Below are 22,537 nucleotides of genomic sequence, written 5' to 3'. Positions count from 1 at the left end.
GCCCCGGCCGAAGCCGGGACCCTTCGCTGAATCAGTCGCTGGACTCAGAAGTCCATGCCACCGGACGGGTCGCCTGCCGGAGCCGACGCCTTCTCCGGCTTGTCGGCGACGACGACCTCGGTCGTAAGGAACAGACCGGCGATCGACGCGGCGTTCTGCAGCGCAGAGCGCGTGACCTTCGCCGGGTCGATGATGCCCGCGGCGAACATGTCGACGTACTCGCCGGTGGCCGCGTTCAGGCCGTGACCGGCCTCGAGCTCGGCGACCTTATTGGCGACGACGCCCGGCTCGAGACCCGCGTTCAGCGCGATCTGCTTGAGCGGAGCCTCGATGGCCACCTTGACGATGTTCGCACCGGTCGCCTCGTCACCCTCGAGCTGGAGGTTGCCGAAGACACGCTGACCGGCCTGGATGAGCGCGACGCCACCACCGGGGACGATGCCCTCCTCGACGGCCGCCTTCGCGTTGCGAACGGCGTCCTCGATGCGGTGCTTGCGCTCCTTGAGCTCGACCTCGGTCGCGGCACCCGCCTTGATGACGGCGACGCCGCCGGCGAGCTTCGCGAGGCGCTCCTGGAGCTTCTCGCGGTCGTAGTCGCTGTCCGTGTTCTCGATCTCGCGACGGATCTGCGTGACGCGACCCTCGATCTGGCCGGCGTCGCCGGCACCCTCGATGATCGTGGTCTCGTCCTTGGTGATGATCACCTTGCGGGCGCGGCCGAGCAGGTCGGTCGTCGCGTTCTCGAGCTTGAGGCCCACCTCTTCGGTGATGACCTGGCCGCCGGTCAGGATCGCGATGTCCTGCAGCTGCGCCTTGCGACGGTCGCCGAAGCCGGGAGCCTTGACGGCAGCCGACTTGAAGATGCCGCGGATCTTGTTGAGCACGAGCGTCGCGAGAGCCTCGCCCTCGACGTCCTCGGCGATGATGAGGAGCTCCTTGCCCTCCTGGATCACCTTGTCGACGATCGGCAGAAGGTCCTTGATGTTCGAGATCTTCTGGTTCGCGATGAGGATGTACGGGTCCTCGAAGACCGCCTCCTGGCGCTCCGGGTCCGTGACGAAGTAGGGGTTGATGTAGCCCTTGTCGAAGCGCATGCCCTCGGTGAGCTCGAGCTCGGTGCCGAAGGTGTTCGACTCCTCGACGGTGACGACACCCTCCTTGCCGACCTTGTCGATGGCCTCGGCGATGAGCTCGCCGATCTCCGGGTCAGCGGCCGAGATGGATGCCGTGGCGGCGATCTCCTCGCGGGTCTCGACCTCCTTGGCGGAAGCCAGCAGCTCGTCGGAGAGCGCCTTGACGGCCTTCTCGATGCCCTTCTTCAGGGAGATGGGGTCGGCGCCGGCTGCGACGTTGCGCAGGCCTTCGCGGACGAGCGCCTGAGCGAGGACCGTGGCGGTCGTCGTACCGTCACCGGCGACGTCGTCGGTCTTCTTGGCGACCTCCTTGACGAGCTCCGCGCCGATCTTCTCGTACGGGTCGTCGAGTTCGATCTCCTTGGCGATCGAGACGCCGTCGTTCGTGATGGTGGGGGCGCCCCACTTCTTCTCGAGCACGACGTTGCGACCGCGGGGGCCGAGCGTCACCTTGACGGCGTCAGCCAGGATGTTGAGGCCGCGCTCGAGGCCGCGTCGGGCCTCTTCGTCGAAAGCGATGATCTTTGCCATAAGTGTGTCGTCCCTCCCGGACGTGAGGATGAGTCTTTAGCACTCGCTATCCGTGAGTGCTAAGCCATTCTGGCACTCGACCATGGCGAGTGCAAGCTGCGACGGACGCGGTCAGCCGACGACGGAGATGCTTCCGGAGGTGGGGACCAGTTCCACCCAGGTGTTGCCGGGCGCCAGTCTGATCTCGCCGCTGGCGGAGTTGGTGAGCGTGATGGGAGAGGTCTGGCTCTGCTTCGACCAGCGGCCGTGGATGACCCTGCCGCCCGTCGAGATCCAGGCGTCGCTGCCGCCGACCATCACGGTGCGCGGGACGATGCCGTAGGACCAGTCGATCGCGACCCGGAGGACGACGACGTTGGTGGCCCGGAGCCGCTTCCCGCTCGCGTCGACGTCGGCGCGCCCGTTCTGCGAGCGGAGGTAGGCGGCCGAGCCGGCATCCCACCGCCACGAGCGCGCCGAGTCGCGCGCGAAGCGCACATCCATGCCGGCGGCGTCCTCGCCGAAGATCGGCGCGTGCCCCCGCGGCGCGAAGAGGAACTGCACGGCGGGCGGCGCGAGCGTCGCGTACCTCGCGCGCAGCTTCCGCGCCTCGACGATCACGTTGTGCGGCGCCGTGCGCTTCGTCGTGCGGTACATGAAGCGGTCGTCCGCGCCCCCGTGGATGGCGTTGTGGACGTCGGTCGCCTTCATCATCCGCACGAACCGCCCCTGCCCACCGGAGTAGGCGACGATCCCCCCGAACGGGGCGATGATGTCGGGGTCCATCGGCCGGATGCTGCGGATCGGTCCGATCTGCGCGGGCACGTCGGAGTGCCAGACGGCGACGTACCGCGTGATCCCGCCCTCGACGAGCTCCTCGAAGACGATGTCGGTGCGCTCGAGACCCCATTGCGGACGCGCGTCGGGATGGTTGTCGATCTTGGCCGACAATGCCGGACCGAGGGCGGCGGCATCCTGGACGACCGTGCCCCGCAGCGGAGCGGTCTGCACGACGCGCGTCGGGGTCGGTGTCGGCGTGGGGCTCGGTGTGGGCTCAGCCGAGCGCGTGACCCGCGGCGTCGCGGACGGCGATGCGGTCGAGGTGGGCGCGCACGCGGCGAGCAGCAGTGCGGCGGCGGTGAGGGCCGTGACCGCCAGGAGGCGACGACGACGATGGTTCACGCAGCAAGGCTACTGCGCCGCCTTCGCCTCCACGGCCGCCCCGCCGGTCAGACGGGCCGGACGGCTTCGGCCTGCGGGCCCTTCTGCCCGGTGCCGACGGTGAACTCCACCTTCTGGCCCTCTTCGAGGACGCGGAAGCCGTTCATCTCGATGTTCGAGTAGTGGACGAAGACGTCCTGGCCGTCGACGACGGTGATGAAGCCGTAGCCCTTTTCGGCGTTGAACCATTTGACAGTGCCCTGGGTCATGCGAATCTCCTGATGCTGTGGGACTTCGCCATGCTAACCACGCGCGGGTGGCGGATTCCCGGCATCCGAGAACTGTTGACAGCGCCGCATAGAACTCTTCACACGCGCGAAACACAGCCCGCGCGGTGGCCCGTCAGGGGGTGGGAGTGGTCTCGGCGCGGTCGAGGCCGAGCACGACGGCGAGCTGGCGCGCGTCGGGGTCGTCGGCCGGCTGATATGCGTCGTCCAGCACGAGCCGCGTCGCCCCGACGAGCTCGGCGACACCGCGCGCGGCGCCCTCGTCCTCGGCCGTCGGGTAGTAGACCGTCGTCAGTTCGAAGTCATCCGCTCCCGCCTCGCTCGCGAGGACGGCGTCTTCCGACCAGCCGGCGGCGAGGATCTCGTCCCGCACGCGGTTGGCGAGGCCGCTCTCACCGGTCGCGTTGAGCACGAGCACGGTGTACGCGGTGTCGATGGTCGGCTCGGCGGTCGCCACGGGGGCGGGCGAACCGGACGGCGCGGGGAAGGGGACGACCCGGCCGGTGGCGATGAGAGTCCCGAAGATGCCGGTGGCGATCAGCGCGACCGTGGCGATCGCGGACCAGAGGAAGACGGTCCCGCCGCGCAGCCGCGGATTCTCCGCCCGGTGCGCGCCGACGCGGCCTCGCTCGACCGGGAGGTCGTCGAAACGGTCCTTCGGGGCGGGCGTTCTCGGCACCAGTGAATGCTACCGGGGGGATGCTGTGAGCACGGACGCGCGGGACATGCGGGCGCGCTCGCGGGCGTCGCGGAGGCGCCGCAGCCGGTGCACGAGCATCGGGTCGTGGGCCAGCGCGTCGGCATCGTCGATGAGGCGGCCGAGCAGCTGGTAGTACCGCGCCGGGGTGAGGCCGAGTTCGACGCGGACCGCCTCCTCCTTCTCGGCACCGTGCCGCTGCCACCGCGCCTCGAAGGCCAGGAGGTCGCGATCGCGGTCGGAGAGGGGCACGTCCTCACGGTAGCCCGGGCACCGCCCGCCGCCGCGGCGCCACACCCGGCTCCGCCCGATGCGGCGCCCGGCGGGTGGCTCAGAACCGCAGCCAGGCGCCGAGCGGGTCGGCGGCGGCCACGACGTCGCCGTCGAGCGCGACGGCGAAGCCGCCGGGCCACGCCTCGATCGGAGCGTTCCAGCCGTCGTGCAGCCCCGGGTCGTCGATCGTGACCCAGCGGCCGGCGCGCCGCGCCGCCGCGATGACGCGGCGCCGGCCGTCCCACGGGATGTGGGCGAGCACGCCGGGCGTCGTGACGACGAGCGTCGCGTCGGCCGGCGCCTGTGCGGCGACCGACGCGAGGAGGTCCACGGCGTCACCCGCGACGAGCAGCGGCGGCTCGGCCGCGGCGACCGCGACGGCCGCGGCGATGCGCTCGGCACGCCCGGTCTCCCCCGGCCACACGAGGCGGGTGAGCCAGGCCGCGGTGTCGGGCGAGGTCGGGTCGAGCGGATTCAGGTCGATGCCGGCACGCCAGACGACCTCGGGCAGCCTCAGCGGCGGGAGGGCGCCGCGCACCTCGCACTCCAGCACGACCGAGGACGGCCCGTCGACCGGATCGAGCCGCAGCTCACCACCGCCCGGTGTCGCGTACCGGTACGAATACCGATCGGGGTACAGACACAGACCCGCGCTCGCACCGATCTCGAGCAGCGCGACCGGCCCGGGGATGCGGCTGAGCGCCGGGAGCAGCGCCGCGCAGCGCAGCGGCTCATTGGACTGCAGAGACCGGCGCGCGCACTCGGCGACGACCTCGTCGGCATGAACGAGCAGCCACGAGCGCCAGCCCGCGAAGCACGGCTCCCCCGACCCGAGCAGGCGCGTGACGGCGAACACGAGGGGCGGCTGCCGCCGGTTCGCCGGGATGCCGGCGAGCACGGCCTGCACATCGGCATCCGCCGCCACACCCGCGGCCCACTGCCGGTAGATCTCGGACCGGCCGGGAGCCTCCGTCGCCGCGAAGCGGGCGTAGCGCTCGGCGACCGCATCCACCTCGCTCTGCTGTCCCACCCGACCATTCTGGGGGAACACTCCCGGCCGCACTCGGGTTGAATGGGGTGAGAAGGAGTCGACATGACATACCGCGTGGACAAGACCGAAGACGAGTGGCGCAGCGAGCTGACGCCCGAGCAGTACGCCGTGCTCCGCGAAGCCGGCACCGAGCGCGCCTGGACGGGCGAACTCCTCGATGAGAGCCGCGCCGGGCTGTACACCTGTGCCGCGTGCCACGCCGAGCTGTTCCAGAGCGGCACGAAGTTCGACTCGCACTGCGGCTGGCCGAGCTTCTACGAGTCGGTCCGCCCCGAGGCGGTCGAGCTCATCGAGGACCGGTCGCACGGGATGCTCCGCACCGAGGTGCGCTGCGCCGCGTGCGGATCGCACCTCGGGCACGTGTTCCCGGACGGGTTCGGCACGCCCACCGGCGACCGCTACTGCATGAACTCGCTCTCGCTGAACTTCGCCCCCGAGTCATGACGGGCCCCGCGCTCGAGGCGGTCCGGGCCCGCCGCTCGTGGTCGAAGGTGACGGCCGAGGCCCCGACGCGCGCGGAACTGCTCACGCTCGTGTCCGCGGCGGCGCGCGTCGCCGACCATTCGGCACTGCGGCCGTGGCGGCTCATCGAGCTGCGCGGCGAGGACCGGGAGCGCCTCGGGCGCGCGATCGCGAAAGCCGACGGCGACACGAAGCCGTCCGGCAAGCCCCTGCGCGCCCCCCTGCTCATCGCGGTCGTCGCCAGCTACCAGAAGAGCGGCAAGGTCCTCCGGTGGGAGCAGGAGGCGGTCGCCTCGGGCGTCGCCCACACGCTGAGCCTGCTGCTCGACGAGGCCGGCTGGGGCGTCATCTGGCGCACCGGCCACTACACACGGGCGAAGGCCGTCGCGAAGGCCCACGGCCTCGACAAGAACGAGGAGCTGCTGGGCTGGCTGTACGTCGGCGGCAAGCCCGCCGGCGCCCGCGCAGGTCGTCGCAAAGCGGTCGACGCGCGGAAGCTCCTGACGCGGATGCCGAAGAGCAAGAAGAATGCCAAGGCCGCCGCCGCTGAGCGTGCCGCGTCGGCGGAAGCCGCGGTCGAACCCGACGCTCAGCCCTGACGGCGGCGCGGACGCCGCGAGAACGGCGCCGTCGCGACCACGACGGAGCACAGCGCGATCCCGACCGTGAGGAGCTCGACGAGGAGTCCGGCGCCGGCCGCGGCCGGCCACAGCGCGTCGAGCAGGAACGCGGCGAGGAGCTGACCGGCGACCGCGCCGAGCCCGAACAGCAGCACGCCGGTGTGCACGATGAGCGCCGCCGACAGGAAGATGTAGACCACGCCCGTCACGCCCCCGAGATAGAGCCACGGCTCCCCCGGCACCATGAGGATGGGCTGCGCGATCACCCCGTGGACGAGGGCGGCGACGACGAGGACGACCGTTCCGCCGGCGAAGTTCACGAGGGTCGCCGTCAGCGGTGTGCCGACCCGCTGACGGAGGCGCCCGTTCGTCGCCTGCTGCCACGCGATGCCGATGCCAGCCAGGAAGGGCATCAGCAGCATCCACCCGGGCACCTCGTCGAGCACCCCGCCCTGCAGGGAGACGACGACGGCGAGCAGCGCCAGCGCCCCACCCGCGACGCGGGGCATCGTGACGGCGACGACCCCCGCGGGGCCGTAGCCGGTCCGGTCGAGGACGAGTCCGCAGAGCGTCTGGCCCGCGACGACGCCGACCGTGAAGAGCGAGACGCCGATGAAGGCGACCGCGATGCCCTGCGTCGCCACCGTGAGCGCTCCGGCGAGGCCGCCGGCCAGCATCCACCACGGGATGGTGCGGCCGCGCACGCCGTCGATCAGCCGCGCGATCCCGCGACGGCCACCCGGTATGGCCACCGACAGCACGATCAGCACGAGCAGGCCCGATCCGAAGGAGATCACGGCTGCGGTCAGTCCGTCGCCGATGCGCAGACCGAGCTGCCCGTTGACGCGCGCCTGCGCGGCCGTCAGCACGCCGACGAGCACCGCCCCCGACAGCGCGACCCACGCGGGCAGGCGCGCGGGGGCGGCGGACATCACGCGACCAGCCTACTGAGGCGGCCCCGGCCGGCCGGACGGTGACTATCGTCGGGGCATGAGCTCACTGCGTATCCTCTTCCTCGGCGGCACCGGCATGATCAGCACGGCATGCGTCCGCGCGGCGGTCGCCGCCGGCCACGACGTCACCGTGTTCAACCGCGGCAGAGGCGACCGCGAGCTGCCGCCGTCCGTCCGCACCGCGCGGGGAGATGTGCGCAACGCCGACGACATCCGCGCCGTGCTCGGCGACGACCACTTCGACGTCGTCGCGGACTTCCTCTCGTTCGTGCCGCAGCACGTGCAGACGGTGCTGTCCGCGGTCGAGGGAAGCACCGGGCAGTACATCTTCATCAGTTCGGCATCCGCGTACGAGAAGCCGCCGCGGACGCTGCCGGTGACCGAATCCACTCCGCTGCGGAACCCGTTCTGGCGGTACTCGCGCGACAAGATCGACTGCGAGGACCTGCTCGTCGCCGCTCACCGCACGCGCGCGCTCCCCGTGACGATCGTGCGCCCGTCGCACACGTACGACGAGGCCGGGATCCCGACGATGGGCGGCTGGACGGACATCGCCCGGATGCGCGCCGGCAAGCCCGTGATCATCCACGGCGACGGCACGAGCCTGTGGACGATCACGCACTCCGACGACTTCGCCGTCGCCTTCACGGCGCTGCTGGGCAACCCTGCCGCGATCGGCGATGCGTTCACGATCACCGGGACGCACACACCGACGTGGAACCAGATCTACGGCTGGCTGGCGGATGCCGCGGGCGTCGCCGCCCCCGAGCTCGTGCACGTCGCGAGTGAGGCGATCGCGCGGTTCGCGCCGGACCTCGGGCCGACGCTGCTCGGCGACAAGGCGCATTCGATGGTCTTCGACTCCTCGAAGGTGACGCGGCTCGCGCCCGACTTCCGCACGACGGTCACGTTCGACGAGGGCGCCCGGCGCATCCTCGCGTTCTACGACGCGCACCCGGACCGCCAGGTCGTCGAGCCGGCGCTCGACGCCGCGTTCGATGCCCTGGCGGAGTACGGCGGGAGGGCCGGCGCGTCGGAGTAGACCGGCGCGGCTACGCGGCCGCCGCGCGGACCTGACGGGCCGCGTCGGCCGGCGATCCCTGCCACGGCGTGCCGTGCCCGGGCAGCACCCACGTCGCGTCGATCGCCGCGAGCCGGTCGAGCGAGGCCAGGGCCTGCGCCGGCTCGTCCGTGAAGGGCGCGGGCTGTGCGCCGGCACGGCCGGTGAGCACGTGGCGGGTCGTCAGCGCATCGCCGACGAAGACCGCCTCGACGGCCGGGACGTGCACCGCGATGCTGCCGGGCGAGTGGCCGGGCATCCCGATGATCTGCGGCGAGCCGGGAAGGTCGAGCACATCGCCGTCGGCGACCTCGACGACATCCTGCAGGTGGTTCGTCCGCCAGCCGCGCTTGCGGAGCGCATACGCGAAGAAGCCGAGCGTCGCACCGATCCGCGCCGGCCCCATCGGGGTCTTCGGCTTCTCCCCGCCGCGGGCGCGGTCGGCGTCCGCCGCGTGGATGAAGACGGGCATCCCGTACTCGCGGCGGAGCCGCTCCGCGAAGCCGAGGTGGTCGCTGTCGCCGTGGGTGAGGACGATGCCCTTGACGTCGGTGAGCGAGCGGCCGAGTGCGGCCAGCTCCGCACGGAGGTCGGCGATGTGGCCGGGCAGACCGGCGTCGATGACGGTGATGCCCTCCGGGAGCACGACGAGGTAGGCGGCGACGATGTCGTTGCCGATGCGGTGCAGGTGCGGAGCGAGTTGCATGAGATCCCCCGATCAGGTCATGGCTAATCTGTATAGCCATGATAGCTTAGATTCGTAGCCATGGGGAGGGCAGGATGCCGACACCGGAACGCACGTCGCTCGCCGCGATCGTCACAGCGGGTCGCGACCTGCTGGAGCAGGGTGGGCCCGCGACCGTGAGCATGCAGGCGGTGGCCGAGCGCGTCGGCGTCAAGGCGCCGTCGCTGTACAAGCGCGTGCGCGACCGCGACGCGCTGCTGCAGCTCATCGCGGAGGCGACGGTGGACGACCTCGGCGCGCGCCTGGCTGCCTCGGACGGCACCCTCGGGGGCCTGGCGCGCGCGTACCGGGACTTCGCGCACGACAAGCCGGAGGGCTTCCGGCTCATGTACGCCGTCTCGGGCAGCGCCGAGGCCCTGCAGCGGGCCAGCGAGCCGGTGCTCGGCGCGGCACGGGCGGCCGTCGGGGACGAGCGGGCGCTCGACGCGGCGCGGCTCCTCACCGCGTGGGCGACCGGGTTCCTCAGCATGGAGCTCGCCGGCGCGTTCCGCCTGGGCGGGAGCGTCGATGAGGCGTTCGAGTACGGTCTCGCCCGCCTCGAGGAGGCGCTGGCCCCCTGACGCCGGTCAGGTGTCGAGCCGCGTCTGCGCCTGGTCGGCCGCGCGACGGGCTGCCTTCGCCTGCTCCCCCGCACGCTTCCGCTCCTCGGCGAGCGCGTCGGTCTCCGCACGCAGCGCGTCGGACTCCGCACGGACCCGCGCGAGGTCGGCCTCGAGCGCTGCGATCCGCTCCTCGAGCAGCACGGCGCGCTCGCGCGCCGCTCGCCACCGCTCCTCGAGTCGGCCCTGCTCGCGCTCGGCGTGCGCCGCGTCACGCTCGGCGTCGCGTGCGGCGCGCTCGGCGTCCCGGCGCTCCCGTCGCGCCTTCAGCTCGTCCGTCGGTGCGGCCGACTCCGCCGGAAGGACGACGTCGAGCGGACCGGCGACGGCGTCGGCGAGGTCGACGGCATCCATCCCCGATGCCTCGAGCGGACGGACGAGGCGACCGGATGCCACCGCCGCCGCCGCACCCGCATCCCGCATCGCCGCGTTCAGGGTCTGCTCGACGGCCTCGACGGCGGCGGCACTGACCGTGGCCCCTCGCGCCTCCGCGAGCGACCCCGCACGGCGGGCCAGCGCGCGGACCAGTGTCCGGCGCTCGCGACCGAGCTTCGACAGCGCGGCCGCGTCGAGATCGTCCTGTGCGGCGCGCAGCTCGCCCGCGAGCTGGAGGGCCTCGCCGAGCGCGTCGGCATCCGCACCGGCGAGCACGTTCACGACCCAGGCGGCGAGCAGCGGCTTGCGCAGGGCCCGCACCTCCGCGGCGAGCGCCGCGTCATCCGTCTCCCGCGCCCGCGCGTTCCGCGCGGCCACGAAGTCCTCGGGAGGCAGCACGCACAGCTCGGCTGCGATCTCGACGATCGTCCGGGGCGCGGCCATGCCCCCATTGTGCCCGGCACGCCCCCGCGCGCACGTTCCTCGGCACGCATCGCCGCGGCGCTGCGGGGCCGCGCGACGGCATCCGGCTCGAGAAACCATATCCAGCGTGAGAAACCATGCCAGAACGTGTTTCCGATGCTGGATGTGGTTTCTCAGCGACGGTGGCGGTCCGGAAAGCGTCGAAGACAGTGCCGGCTACAGGACTTGAACCTGCAACCCCCGTATTACAAGTACGGTGCGCTACCAATTGCGCCAAGCCGGCAGGAGACCCAGTCTATCCGGGCACTCGCACGGGTTACGGCGTCGGGGAGACCGTCGGCGAGGGCGTCTCGACCTGCGTCTTGTAGAACGCATCGCTCGCGCTCGTCAGCACGAACTGCGAGAACTCGGCCGGGTCGCCGAGGACGCCGACGTACTGCTGGCCGTTGACGAGCACCATCGGCGTTCCGGTGAGGCCGAGGTCATCGGTACCGGGGATGCCGGACACGGCGCGCTCGGTCGCATCCTTCACCCAGGAGATGTACGCACCGTCGCGGATGCAGGAGCGCACCGTCTTGGGGTCCTCGACACCGGCGGCCTGAGCGAGGTCGGCGAGCTCCTCGTCGGAGAACCCGTCGGAGTCCACCGCGGGCTGGCGCGTCAGCAGCTCGCTGTTGAAGGTGAAGAAGGTGGCCGGGGAGTGCGTCGCGACGCATGCGGCGGCGCCGGCAGCGCGCAGCGAGTACTTCGTCCCGTTGGACTTCGCGGTCAGCATCGACACCGGGTGGTAGGCGAGGGTCACGGCGCCGTCGTTCACCCAGGAGGACATCTGCTGCGCGTTCGCGAGCTGCCACTCCCGTGCACCCGGCGAGAGGTAGTCGACGTAGACGTCGATCTCCACGGCGGGGACGGCGGCGGCGTCGGTCTCCTCGGCGGCCGGGGTCGGCGTCGGGGTCGGCGTCGCCTCGGCGGCGTCACCCAGACCCGGGGCGGACACGGAACCGGTGATGGACGTGACGGCGAACCCGTCGTCATCCAGGTTCTGCGGCGACAGCTGCGGACGACCCACCGCGGAGGACACCGCCCAGGTCACGACGACCGTGATCGCGGCGACGGCGGCGACGGCTCCGAGTGCCAGCCCGGAGCGGCGCACGAGGCGCGCACGCGACTGCTGAGCGCGCACCAACTGCGCCTTCTCGCGGACGGCCTCGCGGCGGTCGCGCGGCGACGGCGCGTTCGGGGTGTCGCTGGACATGGAACCTTCTCGAGATCGTGCGGCCGTTTCCGGCGGACTCGCCCGGGCGTGGCGATGGTTCCGATGCTAGTAAGACAGCCTGGGAAAAGCCCAGACGCCCCCTCCCCGAACGGCCTCGCCGTGCCATACTGAACACGCGTCCGATGGCGGGCGCGCGGGGAGACCCGCTCACTTCACTACGGATCGTCCGGCACGTACCTGCCGGTGAAGGAGAAGAAACAATGGCGTCCGTCACATTCGACAACGCAACCCGCCTGTACCCCGGGGGCACGCGTCCCGCCGTGGACAAGCTCAACCTCGAGGTCGCCGACGGCGAGTTCCTGGTCCTGGTCGGCCCGTCCGGCTGTGGCAAGTCCACGTCCCTGCGCATGCTGGCCGGCCTCGAAGAGGTCAACTCCGGCCGCATCCTCATCGGTGACCGCGATGTCACCGACGTGCCGCCGAAGGACCGCGACATCGCGATGGTGTTCCAGAACTACGCGCTGTACCCGCACATGACCGTCGCCGAGAACATGGGCTTCGCCCTGAAGATCGCCGGCGTCGGCAAGGAAGAGCGCGCGCAGCGCGTTCTCGAGGCCGCGAAGCTCCTCGACCTCGAGGAGTACCTGACCCGCAAGCCGAAGGCGCTCTCCGGTGGTCAGCGTCAGCGCGTCGCGATGGGTCGCGCGATCGTCCGCCAGCCGCAGGTGTTCCTCATGGACGAGCCGCTGTCGAACCTCGACGCGAAGCTCCGCGTGCAGACCCGCACGCAGATCGCGTCGCTGCAGCGCCGCCTCGGCGTCACCACGGTCTACGTCACGCACGACCAGACCGAGGCGCTCACCATGGGCGACCGCATCGCGGTCCTCAAGGACGGCCTGCTCCAGCAGGTCGGCACGCCGCGCGACCTGTACGAGAAGCCGAACAACGTGTTCGTCGCCGGCTTCATCGGCTCGCCCGCGATGAACCTGTTCCCGGCGGACCTCGCCGAAGGCGGCATCCGCTTCGGCACCGAGGTCGTCCCGCTCGACCGCGACACCGTCGGTCGTGCCCACGGCAGCCAGGTCACGGTCGGCGTCCGCCCCGAGGACATCGAGGTCGGCCCCGCCGACGGCAAGGGTCTGTCGGTCCAGGTCGACCTGGTCGAGGAGCTCGGCGCCGACGGCTACCTCTACGGTCACACCGACATCGGTGGCAAGCGCACGGACATCGTCGCGCGCGTCGACGGCCGCAGCCACCCGAACGCGGGCGAGACCGTGACGCTGGCGGCCAAGGCCGGCCACGTGCACGCGTTCGACCTCGAGACGGGCGAGCGCCTCAACGACAAGGTCGAAGCGTCGCTCTGATCGAATACCACGCATCGCGGCGCGGGGGGTCTCCGGACTCTCCGCGCCGCGTCGTCTGACCCCGAGAGGTGGGCGGCACGTGCCGGCGTCACTGACCATCACCGCCAGCAGCATCGATGCGGGGCTGCTGGCCCTTCCCTGGTCCACACCGCTCGGCGAGTGGCCGAGCGAGACGATCGTGTCGCTGCCGAAGGGGATCTCGCGCCACCTCGTGCGCTTCGCGAACCTGTCCGGCCGGGTCGTGGCCGTCAAGGAGACGACGGCCGAGATGGCGCGGCGCGAGTACGAGATGCTGGGCTCGCTCGCCCGCCTGGACGTGCCGTGCGTCGACCGCGTCGCCGTCATCGGCGGTCGCCGCGACGCGAAGGGCGAAGAGCTGCCCGCCGCCCTCGTCACCTCGCACCTGCGCTTCTCGCTCCCCTACCGGGCGCTGTTCACGCAGGTGCTGCGGCCCGACACCGCGAACCGCCTCGTCGACGCCCTCGCCGTTCTCCTCGTGCGTCTGCACACGGTCGGCTTCTTCTGGGGCGACGTGTCGCTGTCGAACACCCTGTTCCGCCGGGATGCGGGCGCTTTCGCCGCGTACCTCGTCGACGCCGAGACGGGCGAGCTGCACGAGGCAGGCCTCACCCGTGGTCAGCGCGAGCACGACCTGGACGTCGCCCGCACGAACATCGCCGGCGAGATCATGGACCTCGAAGCCGGTGGGCGTCTGGAGGGCGGGGTGGATGCGGTCGCGATCGCGGACGGCATCGTCTCGTCGTACCACTCGCTGTGGGCCGCCCTCACCGACAGCGAGACGTTCTCCGTCGACGAGGCGTGGCACATCACCGAACGCGTCCAGCGCCTCAACGACCTGGGCTTCGACATCGGCGAGATGTCCATCGACACGATGCAGGATGGCACGCGGGTCTCCATCCAGCCGAAGGTCGTGGATGCCGGCCACCACCAGCGCCGCCTGCTGCGTCTGACCGGCCTCGACGTGCAGGAGAACCAGGCCCGGCGGCTCCTCAACGACATGGACGAGTTCCGCGCGCGCGTGTCGCGTCTGGGGTCGGACGAGGAGATGGTCGCGCACGAGTGGCTCACCCGCGTGTTCGAGCCGGTCGTGAAGGCCATCCCGTGGGACCTGCGCGCCAAGCTGGAGCCGGCGGAGGTGTTCCACCAGGTGCTGGAGCACCGCTGGTACATGTCGCAGGGGCGGGGGCGCTCGGTGCCGCTCGCGGAGGTGCTGTCCTCCTACGTCGACAACGTCCTGCGGCACCGCCGCGACGAGGCGACCGTGATGGGCCCGCCGACCGAGACGATGAGCCTGTCGACGATCGACCCCGACACCCCCGACGACGAGGTCCCGACGGATTCCGGGACCGTCGACTGGCGCGACCTCGTCTGAGCGACGAGGCCGCGGCCGTCCGCGTCAGTAGCCGACGGTGAAGCGCTCCCGCACGTGCTTCGGGTTCTCGATCTCGTCGAGGATCGCGATGGCGAAGTCCGCCCCGGAGATGAAGCTCTCCCCCTCGGCGTCCGTCACGATGACGTCGCCGCCGTCACGGTAGGTACCGGTGCGCTCGCCCGGGTTGTAGGCCCCGAACCCGCCGGCCGGGTGCACGAAGAACCAGTCGCGACCGGAGCGGTCGGCCTGCAGGTCCTCGAGCGCGCCGATCGCCTCGAGCGCCTCGGCCTTGAACTCCTCCGGGAAGCCGCTGTCCACGACGCGCGGTCCGCCGGGGGCGACGAGGCTTCCACCGGCACCGCCGATCACGCCGAGGCGCACCGACTCGGGGAGGACGGCGTTGAGGGCGGCCAGGTTCGGGCGGAAGAAGCCCTGCATGTCGCCGCGCGGCGCGATCGCCGACACGACGACGTCGACGCCCTCGAGCTCGGTGACGAGCGAGGGGACGTCGAGGAGCGTGCCCTCGATGTACGTGGCGCCCTCGACCCGCTCGGCGGGCAGGGTGCGGGCGACAGAGACGACGGTGTGGCCGCGCTGCACGGCCTCCGCGACGATGTGGCGACCGGCGTAGCCGGTGCCTCCGAGAACGGCGATGCGTGCCATGGTGTTCCTTCCGTGAACGTGTCGCTCAGAACAAGCCCTCCGCGGATGGCTCTATTCCCGCGAATCGAGCATCACTCGGTCGCGGCGCGGAGCGTGGCGACCTGGTAGAGCGCGACGGATGCCGCGATGCCGGCGTTGAGCGACTCGGTGGCCGCGGAGATCGGGATCGAGACGATCTGGTCGCACGTCTCGGTGACGAGGCGGGACAGGCCCTTCCCCTCCGACCCGACGACGATGAGCACCGGGCGGTCGGCCAGCTCGAGCTGCGGCAGCGACACGTCGCCGCCGCCGTCGAGGCCGAGCACGAAGACGCCCTGCTTCTTGAACTCCTTGAGCGTCGTGGTGAGGTTCGGCGCGATCGCGACCGGGATGCGGGCCGCGGCGCCGGCGCTCGTCTTCCACGCCGCCGAGTTCACTCCGGCCGACCGGCGCTGCGGGATGATGAGGCCCTGTCCGCCGAACGCGGCCGTCGAGCGGATGATCGCACCGAGGTTCCGCGGGTCGGTGACGCCGTCGAGGGCGACGAGGAGGGGCAGCTCGCCTCGATCGATGATCTCCTCGAGGAGGTCCTGCGGGTGGCCGTACTCGTACGGCGGCACCTTCAGCGCGACGCCCTGGTGCACACCGTCGAACCCGGCCATGCGGTCGAGCTCGGGTCGGGTGACCTCCATGACGGGGATGCCGCGGTGCGTCGCGATAGACAGCATCTCCTTGACGCGGTCATCCATCTCCACGCGCTGCGCGATGTACAGCGCGGTGGCGGGGATCTTCGCGCGCAGCGCCTCGAGCACAGAGTTGCGCCCGGTCACGTTCTCGGTGTCGTCGCCGGCCTTCGACTTGGGCGCGCGCGAGCCGCCGGGCTTCTGCCCAGGCTTGCCCTTGCCACCCGCGGCCACGAACCGCTCGGCAGCGGCCTTGCGCTTCCCGGCGGGGTGCCACGCGCGGTCCTCGGCCTTGGGTGTCGGCCCGCGGCCTTCCAGCGACCGCTTGTTCTTGCCCCCGGTGCCCTTGGGCGGGCCCTTCTTCTTGCCCTTGCCTGCGGAGGGGTTACCTGGCTTAGCCATTGCTCAAACTCCAATGGGTCCCGTCGGGACCGTCTTCGAGGGCGATGCCGGCCGCCGCGATCGCGTCGCGGATGCGGTCGGCGGCCGCCCAGTCTCTGTTCGCGCGCGCGTCGGCGCGCTGGGTGATCATCGTCTGCACGAGCGTGTCGAGCGCGGCGGCTTCGCCGCTGTCGCTCCCCGCGCGCCAGAAGGGGTCTTCGGGGTTGAGCCCGAGAAGTCCGGTCATCCGCCCGACCTGCACCGCGGCGGCGGCGGCCGCGGCGCGGTCGCCGGCATCCAGGGCGGCGTTGCCGGCCCGCACCCGCTCGTGGATGAGCGCGAGGGCTTGCGGCACGCCGAGGTCATCGTCCATGACGGCGGCGAACTCGTCCGGCAGGTCGGCGACGGTGAGCCAGCTGTCCGCGCCGAGTGTGCGCGCGGCGCGCTGCTGGAAGGTGCGGATGCGGTCGAGCGCAGCCTCGGCCTCGTCGAAGGTCGTCGGGGCGATGTCGAGGCTCGAGCGGTAGTGCGCGGCGGCGAGGGCGTAGCGGACGACGAGCGGGTCGCGGCCGCGCAGGACGTCGTCCGCGAGGAGGAAGTTGCCGAGCGACTTCGACATCTTCTGGTCGCCGACCGTCACGAGTCCGTTGTGCACCCAGTACCGGGCGAAGGCGTCGCCGGCGGCGGTGGACTGCGCGAGTTCGTTCTCGTGGTGCGGGAAGCGCAGGTCGAGACCTCCGCCGTGGATGTCGAACTCCGCGCCGAGGTAGCGCCGGCTCATCGCCGAGCATTCGATGTGCCAGCCGGGCCGGCCGCGGCCCCACGGCGAGTCCCACGCGGCATCCGCCGGCTCGTCGGGCTTGGCGCCCTTCCACAGGGCGAAGTCGTGCGGGTCGCGCTTGCCGCGCGGGTCGGCATCGGCGGCGGCCTCCATGGCATCCACACCCTGCCGGGTGAGCTCGCCGTACGTCGGCCATGACCGCACGTCGAAGTACACGTCACCGGCTGCCGCGTAGGCGTGTCCACGCTCGACGAGCCGCCCGATGAGCTCGAGCATCTGCGGGATCGACGCGGTCGCGCGCGGCTCGTAGGTGGGCGGGCGGATGCCGACGGCGGCATACGCGCGGGTGAATTCGAGCTCCATCCGGTACGCGAGCGCCCACCAGGGTTCGGCGGCCGTCGCGCCGGCGAGCACCTTGTCGTCGATGTCGGTGACGTTGCGGACGAAGGTGACGCGCCCGAACCGGTGCTCGAGCCAGCGACGCAGGATGTCGAAGCTCAGGGCGGCGCGCACGTGCCCGATGTGGGGGCCCGACTGCACCGTGGGGCCGCAGACGTACATCGTGACGTTCGCCGGGTCCGCGGGCGCGAAGTCGCGCAGCGCTTGCGCCTTGGTGTCATAGAGCCGGACCGTCACCGCACCAGCCTACCGGCGGGGTCACGGTAGAACTGTAGGGTGATCTCCGTCCTCGCCGTCCTCGTCGCGGCTCTGCTGTTCGGAACGACGGGAACCGCGCAGGCGCTCGGCCCGGACGGGACCACTCCGCTCGCGGTCGGCGTCGTCCGGCTCGTGATCGGCGGGACCGTGCTCGCGGGCGTCTCGGCGCTCCTCGCGCGCCGCCACGCCCGCACCCGGATCACCCCCGCACCGCGCGCCGGGACGCGGGCCGTGCTTCTCATGGCCGCGACCGCCGTGTGCCTCGCCGTCTACCAGCCGCTGTTCTTCCTCGGCACGGCGCGCAACGGCGTCGCCGTCGGCACCGTCGTGGCGCTGGGCTCAGCGCCCGTCCTCGCCGGGATCCTCGAGTGGCTGCTCACGCGCCGCCGCCCGAGCGGCATCTGGCTCGGCGCGACCGCCCTCGCCACGGTCGGCGTCGTCCTGCTGGGGTTCGGCGGCCAGGAGCACGCGGCCGGCTCCGCCGGCACCGACCCGCTCGGACTCCTCGGGTCCATCGGCGCCGGGGCGTCGTTCGCCGTCATCGCCGTGTCGCAGCGCCGGCTGCTGGATGCCGGCTGGGACCCGTTCACGGTCGTCGGGGCCATGGGCGCGGGCTCCGCCGTCATCGCCCTGGCCGCGCTGCCGTTCGTCGACGTCGCGTGGATCGCCGAGCCGCGCGGCGCACTCATGGCGACGTGGCTCGGGATCGCGACGATCGTCGTGGCGTACACCCTCTTCACGTGGGGACTCGGCGGGCTGACCGCCGCGACCGCCGCGACTCTCACCCTCGGGGAGCCGCTCACCGCGAGCGTGCTCGGGCTCGTCGCGCTCGGCGAGCGGCTCGCGCCGCTCGCGATCGCGGGGCTCATCGTGCTGGCCGCCGGCCTCGCCCTGCTGGCCGCGGGGTCGCGCGCCCCGCGCGACCCCGCCCCGTTCGCCGTCGAAGGCTAGGAGACCCCATGACGCTGCAGATCCGCGAAGACGACCTCCGTGGCCCCGCGACCCAGGCGCTCGTCGCCCTGCACCTCGAGGGCGTGCACGCCGACTCCCCCGAGGACAGCTGCCACGCTCTGGACCTGGGGGAGCTGCGCGACCCGTCGATCACGTTCCTCTCGGCCTGGGAAGGCGACGAGCTCGCCGGCATCGGGGCCCTCAAGGATCTCGGCGGCGGACGCGGCGAGCTCAAGTCGATGCGGGTGGACGACCGCTTCCGCGGCACCGGCGTCGGGCGGGCGGTGCTGCGGCGCCTCATCGCGGTGGCCCGCGAGCACGGCATGTCGAGCCTGTGGCTGGAGACCGGGACGATGCCCTCGTTCACGCCCGCACGACGCCTGTACGAGAGCGAGGGGTTCGTCGAGTGCCCGCCCTTCGGCGACTACCGGCTCGACCGGCATTCGATGTTCATGACCCGCGACCTGGCGGCACCGGGCGAGGCGGCACCGGACGAGGTCTAGGCCGGAACAGGCCTAGGCCGGGACGACGAGGGCGACGGCGAAGGCCGCAACGCCCTCCCCGGCACCGGTGAAGCCGAGTCCGTCCGTCGTCGTGGCCGACACCGACACGGGGGCGCCGAGCGCCGCCGACAGTGCGGCTTCGGCCTCCGCGCGGCGCGCGGCGAAGCGCGGCCGGTTCGCCTGCACCTGAACCGACACGTTGCCGATGGCCCAGCCCGCCTCGCCCAGCAGGGCGCGCGTGCGGACGAGGAACGTGTCGGCGTGCGCGCCGGCGTACTCGGGGTGCGCCGTGCCGAAGTGGGTGCCGATGTCGCCGAGTCCCGCCGCCGCGAGCAGCGCGTCGACGATCGCGTGGGCGACGGCGTCGCCGTCCGAGTGCCCCTGGAGCGCCGTCTCCCCCGGCCATTCGAGACCGGCGAGCCACAGGGTGCCCTCGCCCCCGAACGCGTGGACGTCGGTGCCGACGCCCACGCGGGGCAGCGCGGGCCGCGCGTCGATCCCGACCGAGGCCGGTGCGACGGCGGCTGCGTGCGAGCCCACGAGACCGCGGGCGCGGTCGAGGTCGGCGGGCGTCGTGATCTTGAACGACAGCTCGTCCCCCGGCACGGTGAACACCGGGAACCCGGCCGCCTGCACGAGCGCGGCGTCGTCGGTGTGCTCGGCCGAGGCGATGCGGTACGCGATCTCGAGGATGTCCCGACGAAACCCCTGGGGCGTCTGCGCGGCGGCGAGCGCAGCCCGATCGACGGCCGCCGTCACGGCCGGTCCGTCGACGCGCTTGAGGGTGTCGACGACGGGCAGCGCCGGGATGACGGCATCCCGACCCGCGGCGACCGCGGCGACCACCCGCTCGAAGACGGCCGCCGGCGTGAGGGCTCGGGCGGCGTCGTGCACGAGGACGATCTCGACGTCGGGCCAGACCGCCTTCAGCCCTGCGGCCACCGATGCCTGCCGCGTGTCGCCGCCGGCGACCACGACGGCGAGGTCCCGCAGGTCTCCGGCCGCCTCGTGCGCATCGGTGAGGGCATCGCCGGTCCGCTCGGCGGGCGCGACGACGATCACCTGCGCGGGCGGGCCCGCGAAGACACCGCGCAGCGCATGCCGCAGGATGCTGTGCCCGTCGAGTCCGACGAAGGCCTTCGGCCCACCGGCATCCAGGCGCTGACCGGACCCGGCGGCGACGACGATGACGGCCACCCCGGGAACGGGAACGATGCTCATGCCTCCGAGCGTACCGATCGGGTCGGGGCGCCGCGCCGGAGCAGCAGGACGGCCGCGGCGAGGAGGATCGCACCGCCCACCGCGAGCTGCACATCCAGGAACCACTGCATGACCGCGAACGGCGGCACGAAGGCGCACAGCCAGCCGATCGCGACGAGCACGGCACCCGGTGTCGCCCGGAGGTCGCCGAGCGCCTCCCAGCGCGCGACGAGGAGCGAGAGGGCGAGGACCGCCGCGAGCACCACGACGAACACGAGCGGCCGCGTCCACCACCACGCCGGTGAGGACGGCGCGGGCGCGGCGCCCGGAATCAGGAGCGTGACGCCCGTCACGGCGAGGATCACCGGCAGGTGCCACAGGTAGACCGTCATGAGGCGCGACCCCAGCAGGAAGACGAACGCCTGCATGGCCCGGAGCTCCATGAGCCGCGACAGCACCGGCTTCGCGAGCCGGAGGAGGCAGGCCTGACCGAGGCCGAGCGCGACGAGCGGCAGCGTCGGCGGGTTCAGGCCGCCGAGCATGCTCGGCGAGTACGGACCCCAGCCGGTCAGCGGCCACAGCACCAGATAGCAGGCGGCCGCGATAGCCAGCAGCGTCACAGGGCTCCGCCGGTCGAACCACCCGTCGGCGTACCAGAAGCCGAACTGCTGGATGAGCGGCCACACGAAGAGGAGGTTGAGCAGGCCCATCTCGGTGACGCCGGTCGTGAACCTCGCCACGTCCACGAGCACCACACCGGCGACCAGCGCGGCGATCGTCATCCGCGGCGCACGTTCGTGCAGCCGGGTCAGCAGCGGCACGCCGGCCTGGCAGAGGAGGTACGCCGCGAGGAACCACAGCGGCGACCCGGCGCCGACCGCGGCCGACTCCACGAGTCCGGGGGCGATCCCGGCGAGGGTCACCGCCACCAGGACGGCGGCGAAGAAGACGAACAGCGGCAGCGCGGGCTGCGCGAGGCGGAGCGTCCGGGTGCGGATGAAGCCGACGGCATCCCCGCCCTTCGCCGTCCACGAACGCCACCCCGTCGCCGCGGCGAATCCGCCGACGACGAAGAACAGCGGCATGATCTGCCCGACCCAGGTGGCCGCGTCGAACCACGGCTCCGCCTCGGCGGGGCGCGTCGCTATGAGCGCGCCGTCCGGGCCGGGACCGATCCCCACCATGAGGATGTGCACCACGACCACGAACAGCACGCAGACGACGCGCGCGAGATCGAGGGTCAGATCGCGGCGCGACAGATCGCGCTGCATCTCATGGGGAGCGACGGTGCTCATGGCACCATCATGCCCGGATCAGGAGGCGAGGACCTCGTCGAGCACGCCGCCGGCGTGGTCTTCGTCGGCCTTCAGCGCGAGGGCGATCTCGGAGACGAGGATCTGACGCGCCTTCGCGAGCATCCGCTTCTCACCGGCCGAGAGGCCGCGGTCCTGGTCGCGGCGCCACAGGTCGCGGACGACCTCGCTCACCTTGATGACGTCACCGGACGCCAGCTTCTCCAGGTTCGCCTTGTAACGGCGGGACCAGTTCGTGGGCTCCTCCGTGAAGGGAGCACGCAGCACGTCGAAGACGCGCTCCAGGCCGTCCTTGCCGATGACATCGCGGACACCCACGAGATCGACGTTGTCCGCCGGAACCTCGATGATCAGATCGCCCTGGGTGACGTTGAGCTTCAGATACTTCTTCGTCTCACCCTTGATGATGCGGTCCTTGACCTCGATGATGGTCGCAGCGCCATGGTGCGGATAGACGACCGTCTCGCCAACCTCAAAAAGCATGTAGTTATGTCCTTTCGGCAACCTCTAGAATACCACAGCCCGTGATGCGCTAAGGTTCTCCCCCGGTCCCGACACCCGCGCCACGGCGCGGCAGCGCGAACCCATACAATGAAGTCGATGCCGCTCGCTTCATCTGGAGGAACCGTGAAATCGCGTCTTGCCGCGTCCCTCGTCCTGGGAGTCGCCGTCGCGCTGGGCGCGACAGGCTGCGCCATGGTCTCCCCGCAGGCGACGACGATCCCCTACTCCCCCTCCGACGGTGCGAACGTCGCCGACTCCGGTCCGCTGAAGGTGCGCAACGCCCTCATCGTCACCGATGAGGCCGGCACCACGGGGAACCTCATCGCCGCGATCGTCAACGACACGGACAGCGCCGAGACGCTCACCGTCGGCATCGACGGGCAGACGCAGACCGTCCGTGTCGACGCCCGCAGTGTCGTCAGCCTCGGCAGCGACGACGAGGAGCCGCTGCTCCTCGAGGGTCTCGACACGTCGGCCGGCGAGACGCTCGCGGTCACCTTCCAGTCCGGCACCGGAACGGGTGTCGAAGCCGAGATCCCCGTCCTCGACGGCGAACTCGCCTACCTCGAGGACTTCGTCCCCGAGTCCTGAGCGAGCAGC

At 71.8% G+C, this 22,537-nt stretch carries 25 protein-coding genes and 1 tRNA gene; 9 read left to right on the top strand and 17 right to left on the bottom strand.

The window, feature by feature from the left end; all coding sequences use genetic code 11:
- Positions 1-44: 44 nt before the first annotated feature.
- From groL to QZL85_RS00380, 6 genes are all read right to left on the bottom strand, one after another.
- Entirely contained in the window at positions 45-1,664 is a 1,620-nt protein-coding gene (gene groL, locus QZL85_RS00405) for a chaperonin GroEL (protein ID WP_295572255.1), read from the bottom strand.
- A 111-nt stretch (positions 1,665-1,775) separates the two neighbouring features.
- On the bottom strand, positions 1,776-2,825 hold the full coding sequence (locus QZL85_RS00400) for a DUF3048 domain-containing protein (RefSeq protein WP_295572253.1): 1,050 nt from the start codon (positions 2,823-2,825) through the stop codon (positions 1,776-1,778).
- 47 nt (positions 2,826-2,872) lie between these two features.
- The gene (locus QZL85_RS00395; protein ID WP_295572251.1) at positions 2,873-3,073 is read right to left on the bottom strand and encodes a cold-shock protein; all 201 of its coding nucleotides are present in this window, start codon (positions 3,071-3,073) and stop codon (positions 2,873-2,875) included.
- A 133-nt stretch (positions 3,074-3,206) separates the two neighbouring features.
- The gene (locus QZL85_RS00390; RefSeq protein WP_295572249.1) at positions 3,207-3,770 is read right to left on the bottom strand and encodes a LytR C-terminal domain-containing protein; all 564 of its coding nucleotides are present in this window, start codon (positions 3,768-3,770) and stop codon (positions 3,207-3,209) included.
- A 9-nt stretch (positions 3,771-3,779) separates the two neighbouring features.
- Positions 3,780-4,040, bottom strand: coding sequence for a DUF3263 domain-containing protein (locus QZL85_RS00385; RefSeq protein ID WP_295572247.1), 261 nt, complete (start codon positions 4,038-4,040; stop codon positions 3,780-3,782).
- Between the two features lie 79 nt (positions 4,041-4,119).
- On the bottom strand, positions 4,120-5,091 hold the full coding sequence (locus tag QZL85_RS00380) for a DUF2332 domain-containing protein (protein WP_295572245.1): 972 nt from the start codon (positions 5,089-5,091) through the stop codon (positions 4,120-4,122).
- Between the two features lie 63 nt (positions 5,092-5,154).
- Here QZL85_RS00380 and msrB point away from each other — a divergent pair, with 63 nt between their 5' ends.
- Together msrB and QZL85_RS00370 are read left to right on the top strand one after the other, a co-directional pair.
- Positions 5,155-5,556 (top strand): peptide-methionine (R)-S-oxide reductase MsrB, encoded by a 402-nt coding sequence (gene msrB, locus QZL85_RS00375; protein WP_295572243.1) that lies wholly within the window; start codon positions 5,155-5,157, stop codon positions 5,554-5,556.
- A complete protein-coding gene (locus QZL85_RS00370) occupies positions 5,553-6,173 on the top strand; it encodes a nitroreductase family protein (RefSeq protein WP_295572241.1) in 621 nt (206 codons plus the stop codon). The genes msrB and QZL85_RS00370 overlap by 4 nt, the downstream gene beginning before the upstream one ends.
- On the opposite strand, the gene QZL85_RS00365 is transcribed toward QZL85_RS00370, so the two are convergent.
- Positions 6,164-7,126: a DMT family transporter gene (locus tag QZL85_RS00365; protein WP_295573877.1), complete on the bottom strand. Its 963-nt coding sequence runs from the start codon at positions 7,124-7,126 to the stop codon at positions 6,164-6,166. The genes QZL85_RS00370 and QZL85_RS00365 overlap by 10 nt on opposite strands.
- Before the next feature lie 58 nt (positions 7,127-7,184).
- Between QZL85_RS00365 and QZL85_RS00360 the strand changes: the two genes are divergently transcribed.
- Positions 7,185-8,189, top strand: a complete 1,005-nt coding sequence (locus tag QZL85_RS00360) for an NAD-dependent epimerase/dehydratase family protein (RefSeq protein WP_295572239.1) — start codon at positions 7,185-7,187, stop codon at positions 8,187-8,189.
- 10 nt (positions 8,190-8,199) lie between these two features.
- Here QZL85_RS00360 and QZL85_RS00355 read toward each other — a convergent pair whose 3' ends face one another.
- Positions 8,200-8,913 carry an MBL fold metallo-hydrolase gene (locus QZL85_RS00355; protein WP_295572237.1) on the bottom strand — a complete coding sequence of 238 codons (714 nt, stop codon included), beginning with the start codon at positions 8,911-8,913 and terminating at the stop codon, positions 8,200-8,202.
- 74 nt (positions 8,914-8,987) lie between these two features.
- On the opposite strand from QZL85_RS00355, the gene QZL85_RS00350 reads away from it, so the two are divergent.
- Positions 8,988-9,512 carry a TetR/AcrR family transcriptional regulator gene (locus tag QZL85_RS00350; RefSeq protein WP_295572235.1) on the top strand — a complete coding sequence of 175 codons (525 nt, stop codon included), beginning with the start codon at positions 8,988-8,990 and terminating at the stop codon, positions 9,510-9,512.
- 6 nt (positions 9,513-9,518) lie between these two features.
- On the opposite strand, the gene QZL85_RS00345 is transcribed toward QZL85_RS00350, so the two are convergent.
- The 3 genes from QZL85_RS00345 to QZL85_RS00335 form a co-directional block, all read right to left on the bottom strand.
- A complete protein-coding gene (locus QZL85_RS00345) occupies positions 9,519-10,370 on the bottom strand; it encodes a transposase (RefSeq protein WP_295572233.1) in 852 nt (283 codons plus the stop codon).
- A gap of 189 nt (positions 10,371-10,559) precedes the next feature.
- Positions 10,560-10,632: transfer RNA gene (locus tag QZL85_RS00340), tRNA-Thr, on the bottom strand.
- A gap of 33 nt (positions 10,633-10,665) precedes the next feature.
- Entirely contained in the window at positions 10,666-11,604 is a 939-nt protein-coding gene (locus QZL85_RS00335) for a thioredoxin domain-containing protein (protein WP_295572231.1), read from the bottom strand.
- 221 nt (positions 11,605-11,825) lie between these two features.
- Here QZL85_RS00335 and ugpC point away from each other — a divergent pair, with 221 nt between their 5' ends.
- Positions 11,826-12,929 carry an ABC transporter ATP-binding protein gene (gene ugpC, locus QZL85_RS00330; RefSeq protein WP_295572228.1) on the top strand — a complete coding sequence of 368 codons (1,104 nt, stop codon included), beginning with the start codon at positions 11,826-11,828 and terminating at the stop codon, positions 12,927-12,929.
- Positions 12,930-13,008: 79 nt separating this feature from the next.
- Positions 13,009-14,322 carry a DUF4032 domain-containing protein gene (locus QZL85_RS00325; RefSeq protein WP_295572226.1) on the top strand — a complete coding sequence of 438 codons (1,314 nt, stop codon included), beginning with the start codon at positions 13,009-13,011 and terminating at the stop codon, positions 14,320-14,322.
- Positions 14,323-14,346: 24 nt separating this feature from the next.
- Here the strand turns inward: QZL85_RS00325 and QZL85_RS00320 are convergent, their stop codons facing one another.
- The 3 genes from QZL85_RS00320 to cysS all read right to left on the bottom strand — a co-directional run bounded on the left by QZL85_RS00320 (position 14,347) and on the right by cysS (position 17,445).
- Positions 14,347-14,985, bottom strand: a complete 639-nt coding sequence (locus QZL85_RS00320; RefSeq protein ID WP_295572224.1) for an NAD(P)-dependent oxidoreductase — start codon at positions 14,983-14,985, stop codon at positions 14,347-14,349.
- A 71-nt stretch (positions 14,986-15,056) separates the two neighbouring features.
- A complete protein-coding gene (rlmB, locus tag QZL85_RS00315) occupies positions 15,057-16,049 on the bottom strand; it encodes a 23S rRNA (guanosine(2251)-2'-O)-methyltransferase RlmB (RefSeq protein ID WP_295572222.1) in 993 nt (330 codons plus the stop codon).
- Positions 16,042-17,445: a cysteine--tRNA ligase gene (gene cysS, locus QZL85_RS00310; protein ID WP_295572220.1), complete on the bottom strand. Its 1,404-nt coding sequence runs from the start codon at positions 17,443-17,445 to the stop codon at positions 16,042-16,044. The genes rlmB and cysS overlap by 8 nt, the downstream gene beginning before the upstream one ends.
- A gap of 39 nt (positions 17,446-17,484) precedes the next feature.
- On the opposite strand from cysS, the gene QZL85_RS00305 reads away from it, so the two are divergent.
- Both QZL85_RS00305 and QZL85_RS00300 read left to right on the top strand, forming a co-directional pair.
- Entirely contained in the window at positions 17,485-18,417 is a 933-nt protein-coding gene (locus QZL85_RS00305; protein ID WP_295572218.1) for a DMT family transporter, read from the top strand.
- A gap of 8 nt (positions 18,418-18,425) precedes the next feature.
- Complete coding sequence (locus tag QZL85_RS00300; RefSeq protein ID WP_295572216.1) at positions 18,426-18,920, top strand: GNAT family N-acetyltransferase; 495 nt, start codon at positions 18,426-18,428, stop codon at positions 18,918-18,920.
- A gap of 12 nt (positions 18,921-18,932) precedes the next feature.
- On the opposite strand, the gene ispD is transcribed toward QZL85_RS00300, so the two are convergent.
- The 3 genes from ispD to QZL85_RS00285 are packed head-to-tail and all read right to left on the bottom strand — an operon-like array spanning position 18,933 to position 21,916.
- Positions 18,933-20,141: a 2-C-methyl-D-erythritol 4-phosphate cytidylyltransferase gene (gene ispD / locus QZL85_RS00295; protein WP_295572213.1), complete on the bottom strand. Its 1,209-nt coding sequence runs from the start codon at positions 20,139-20,141 to the stop codon at positions 18,933-18,935.
- Complete coding sequence (locus tag QZL85_RS00290; protein WP_295572211.1) at positions 20,138-21,415, bottom strand: acyltransferase; 1,278 nt, start codon at positions 21,413-21,415, stop codon at positions 20,138-20,140. Before QZL85_RS00290 ends, ispD begins: the two co-directional genes overlap by 4 nt.
- A gap of 18 nt (positions 21,416-21,433) precedes the next feature.
- Entirely contained in the window at positions 21,434-21,916 is a 483-nt protein-coding gene (locus QZL85_RS00285; RefSeq protein ID WP_028494997.1) for a CarD family transcriptional regulator, read from the bottom strand.
- 144 nt (positions 21,917-22,060) lie between these two features.
- On the opposite strand from QZL85_RS00285, the gene QZL85_RS00280 reads away from it, so the two are divergent.
- Positions 22,061-22,528, top strand: a complete 468-nt coding sequence (locus QZL85_RS00280; RefSeq protein ID WP_295572209.1) for a DNA modification methylase — start codon at positions 22,061-22,063, stop codon at positions 22,526-22,528.
- The last annotated feature ends 9 nt before the right edge of the window (positions 22,529-22,537 follow it).

The organism is uncultured Microbacterium sp. (genome assembly GCF_900078385.1).
Classification (GTDB): domain Bacteria; phylum Actinomycetota; class Actinomycetes; order Actinomycetales; family Microbacteriaceae; genus Microbacterium.
The sequence above is the reverse complement of the archived record's forward strand: the minus strand, read 5'-3'. Positions and strand labels throughout refer to the sequence as shown.

What these genes read in the sequence shown, in the direction of transcription:
- groL (WP_295572255.1), bottom strand. Translation starts at nt 1,664, where the DNA reads ATGGCAAAGATCATCGCTTTCGACGAAGAGGCCCGACGCGGCCTCGAG.
- QZL85_RS00395 (WP_295572251.1), bottom strand. Translation starts at nt 3,073, where the DNA reads ATGACCCAGGGCACTGTCAAATGGTTCAACGCCGAAAAGGGCTACGGC.
- msrB (WP_295572243.1), top strand. Translation starts at nt 5,155, where the DNA reads ATGACATACCGCGTGGACAAGACCGAAGACGAGTGGCGCAGCGAGCTG.
- QZL85_RS00370 (WP_295572241.1), top strand. Translation starts at nt 5,553, where the DNA reads ATGACGGGCCCCGCGCTCGAGGCGGTCCGGGCCCGCCGCTCGTGGTCG.
- QZL85_RS00365 (WP_295573877.1), bottom strand. Translation starts at nt 7,126, where the DNA reads ATGTCCGCCGCCCCCGCGCGCCTGCCCGCGTGGGTCGCGCTGTCGGGG.
- QZL85_RS00360 (WP_295572239.1), top strand. Translation starts at nt 7,185, where the DNA reads ATGAGCTCACTGCGTATCCTCTTCCTCGGCGGCACCGGCATGATCAGC.
- QZL85_RS00355 (WP_295572237.1), bottom strand. Translation starts at nt 8,913, where the DNA reads ATGCAACTCGCTCCGCACCTGCACCGCATCGGCAACGACATCGTCGCC.
- QZL85_RS00350 (WP_295572235.1), top strand. Translation starts at nt 8,988, where the DNA reads ATGCCGACACCGGAACGCACGTCGCTCGCCGCGATCGTCACAGCGGGT.
- QZL85_RS00345 (WP_295572233.1), bottom strand. Translation starts at nt 10,370, where the DNA reads ATGGCCGCGCCCCGGACGATCGTCGAGATCGCAGCCGAGCTGTGCGTG.
- QZL85_RS00335 (WP_295572231.1), bottom strand. Translation starts at nt 11,604, where the DNA reads ATGTCCAGCGACACCCCGAACGCGCCGTCGCCGCGCGACCGCCGCGAG.
- ugpC (WP_295572228.1), top strand. Translation starts at nt 11,826, where the DNA reads ATGGCGTCCGTCACATTCGACAACGCAACCCGCCTGTACCCCGGGGGC.
- QZL85_RS00320 (WP_295572224.1), bottom strand. Translation starts at nt 14,985, where the DNA reads ATGGCACGCATCGCCGTTCTCGGAGGCACCGGCTACGCCGGTCGCCAC.
- rlmB (WP_295572222.1), bottom strand. Translation starts at nt 16,049, where the DNA reads ATGGCTAAGCCAGGTAACCCCTCCGCAGGCAAGGGCAAGAAGAAGGGC.
- QZL85_RS00300 (WP_295572216.1), top strand. Translation starts at nt 18,426, where the DNA reads ATGACGCTGCAGATCCGCGAAGACGACCTCCGTGGCCCCGCGACCCAG.
- ispD (WP_295572213.1), bottom strand. Translation starts at nt 20,141, where the DNA reads ATGAGCATCGTTCCCGTTCCCGGGGTGGCCGTCATCGTCGTCGCCGCC.
- QZL85_RS00290 (WP_295572211.1), bottom strand. Translation starts at nt 21,415, where the DNA reads ATGAGCACCGTCGCTCCCCATGAGATGCAGCGCGATCTGTCGCGCCGC.
- QZL85_RS00285 (WP_028494997.1), bottom strand. Translation starts at nt 21,916, where the DNA reads ATGCTTTTTGAGGTTGGCGAGACGGTCGTCTATCCGCACCATGGCGCT.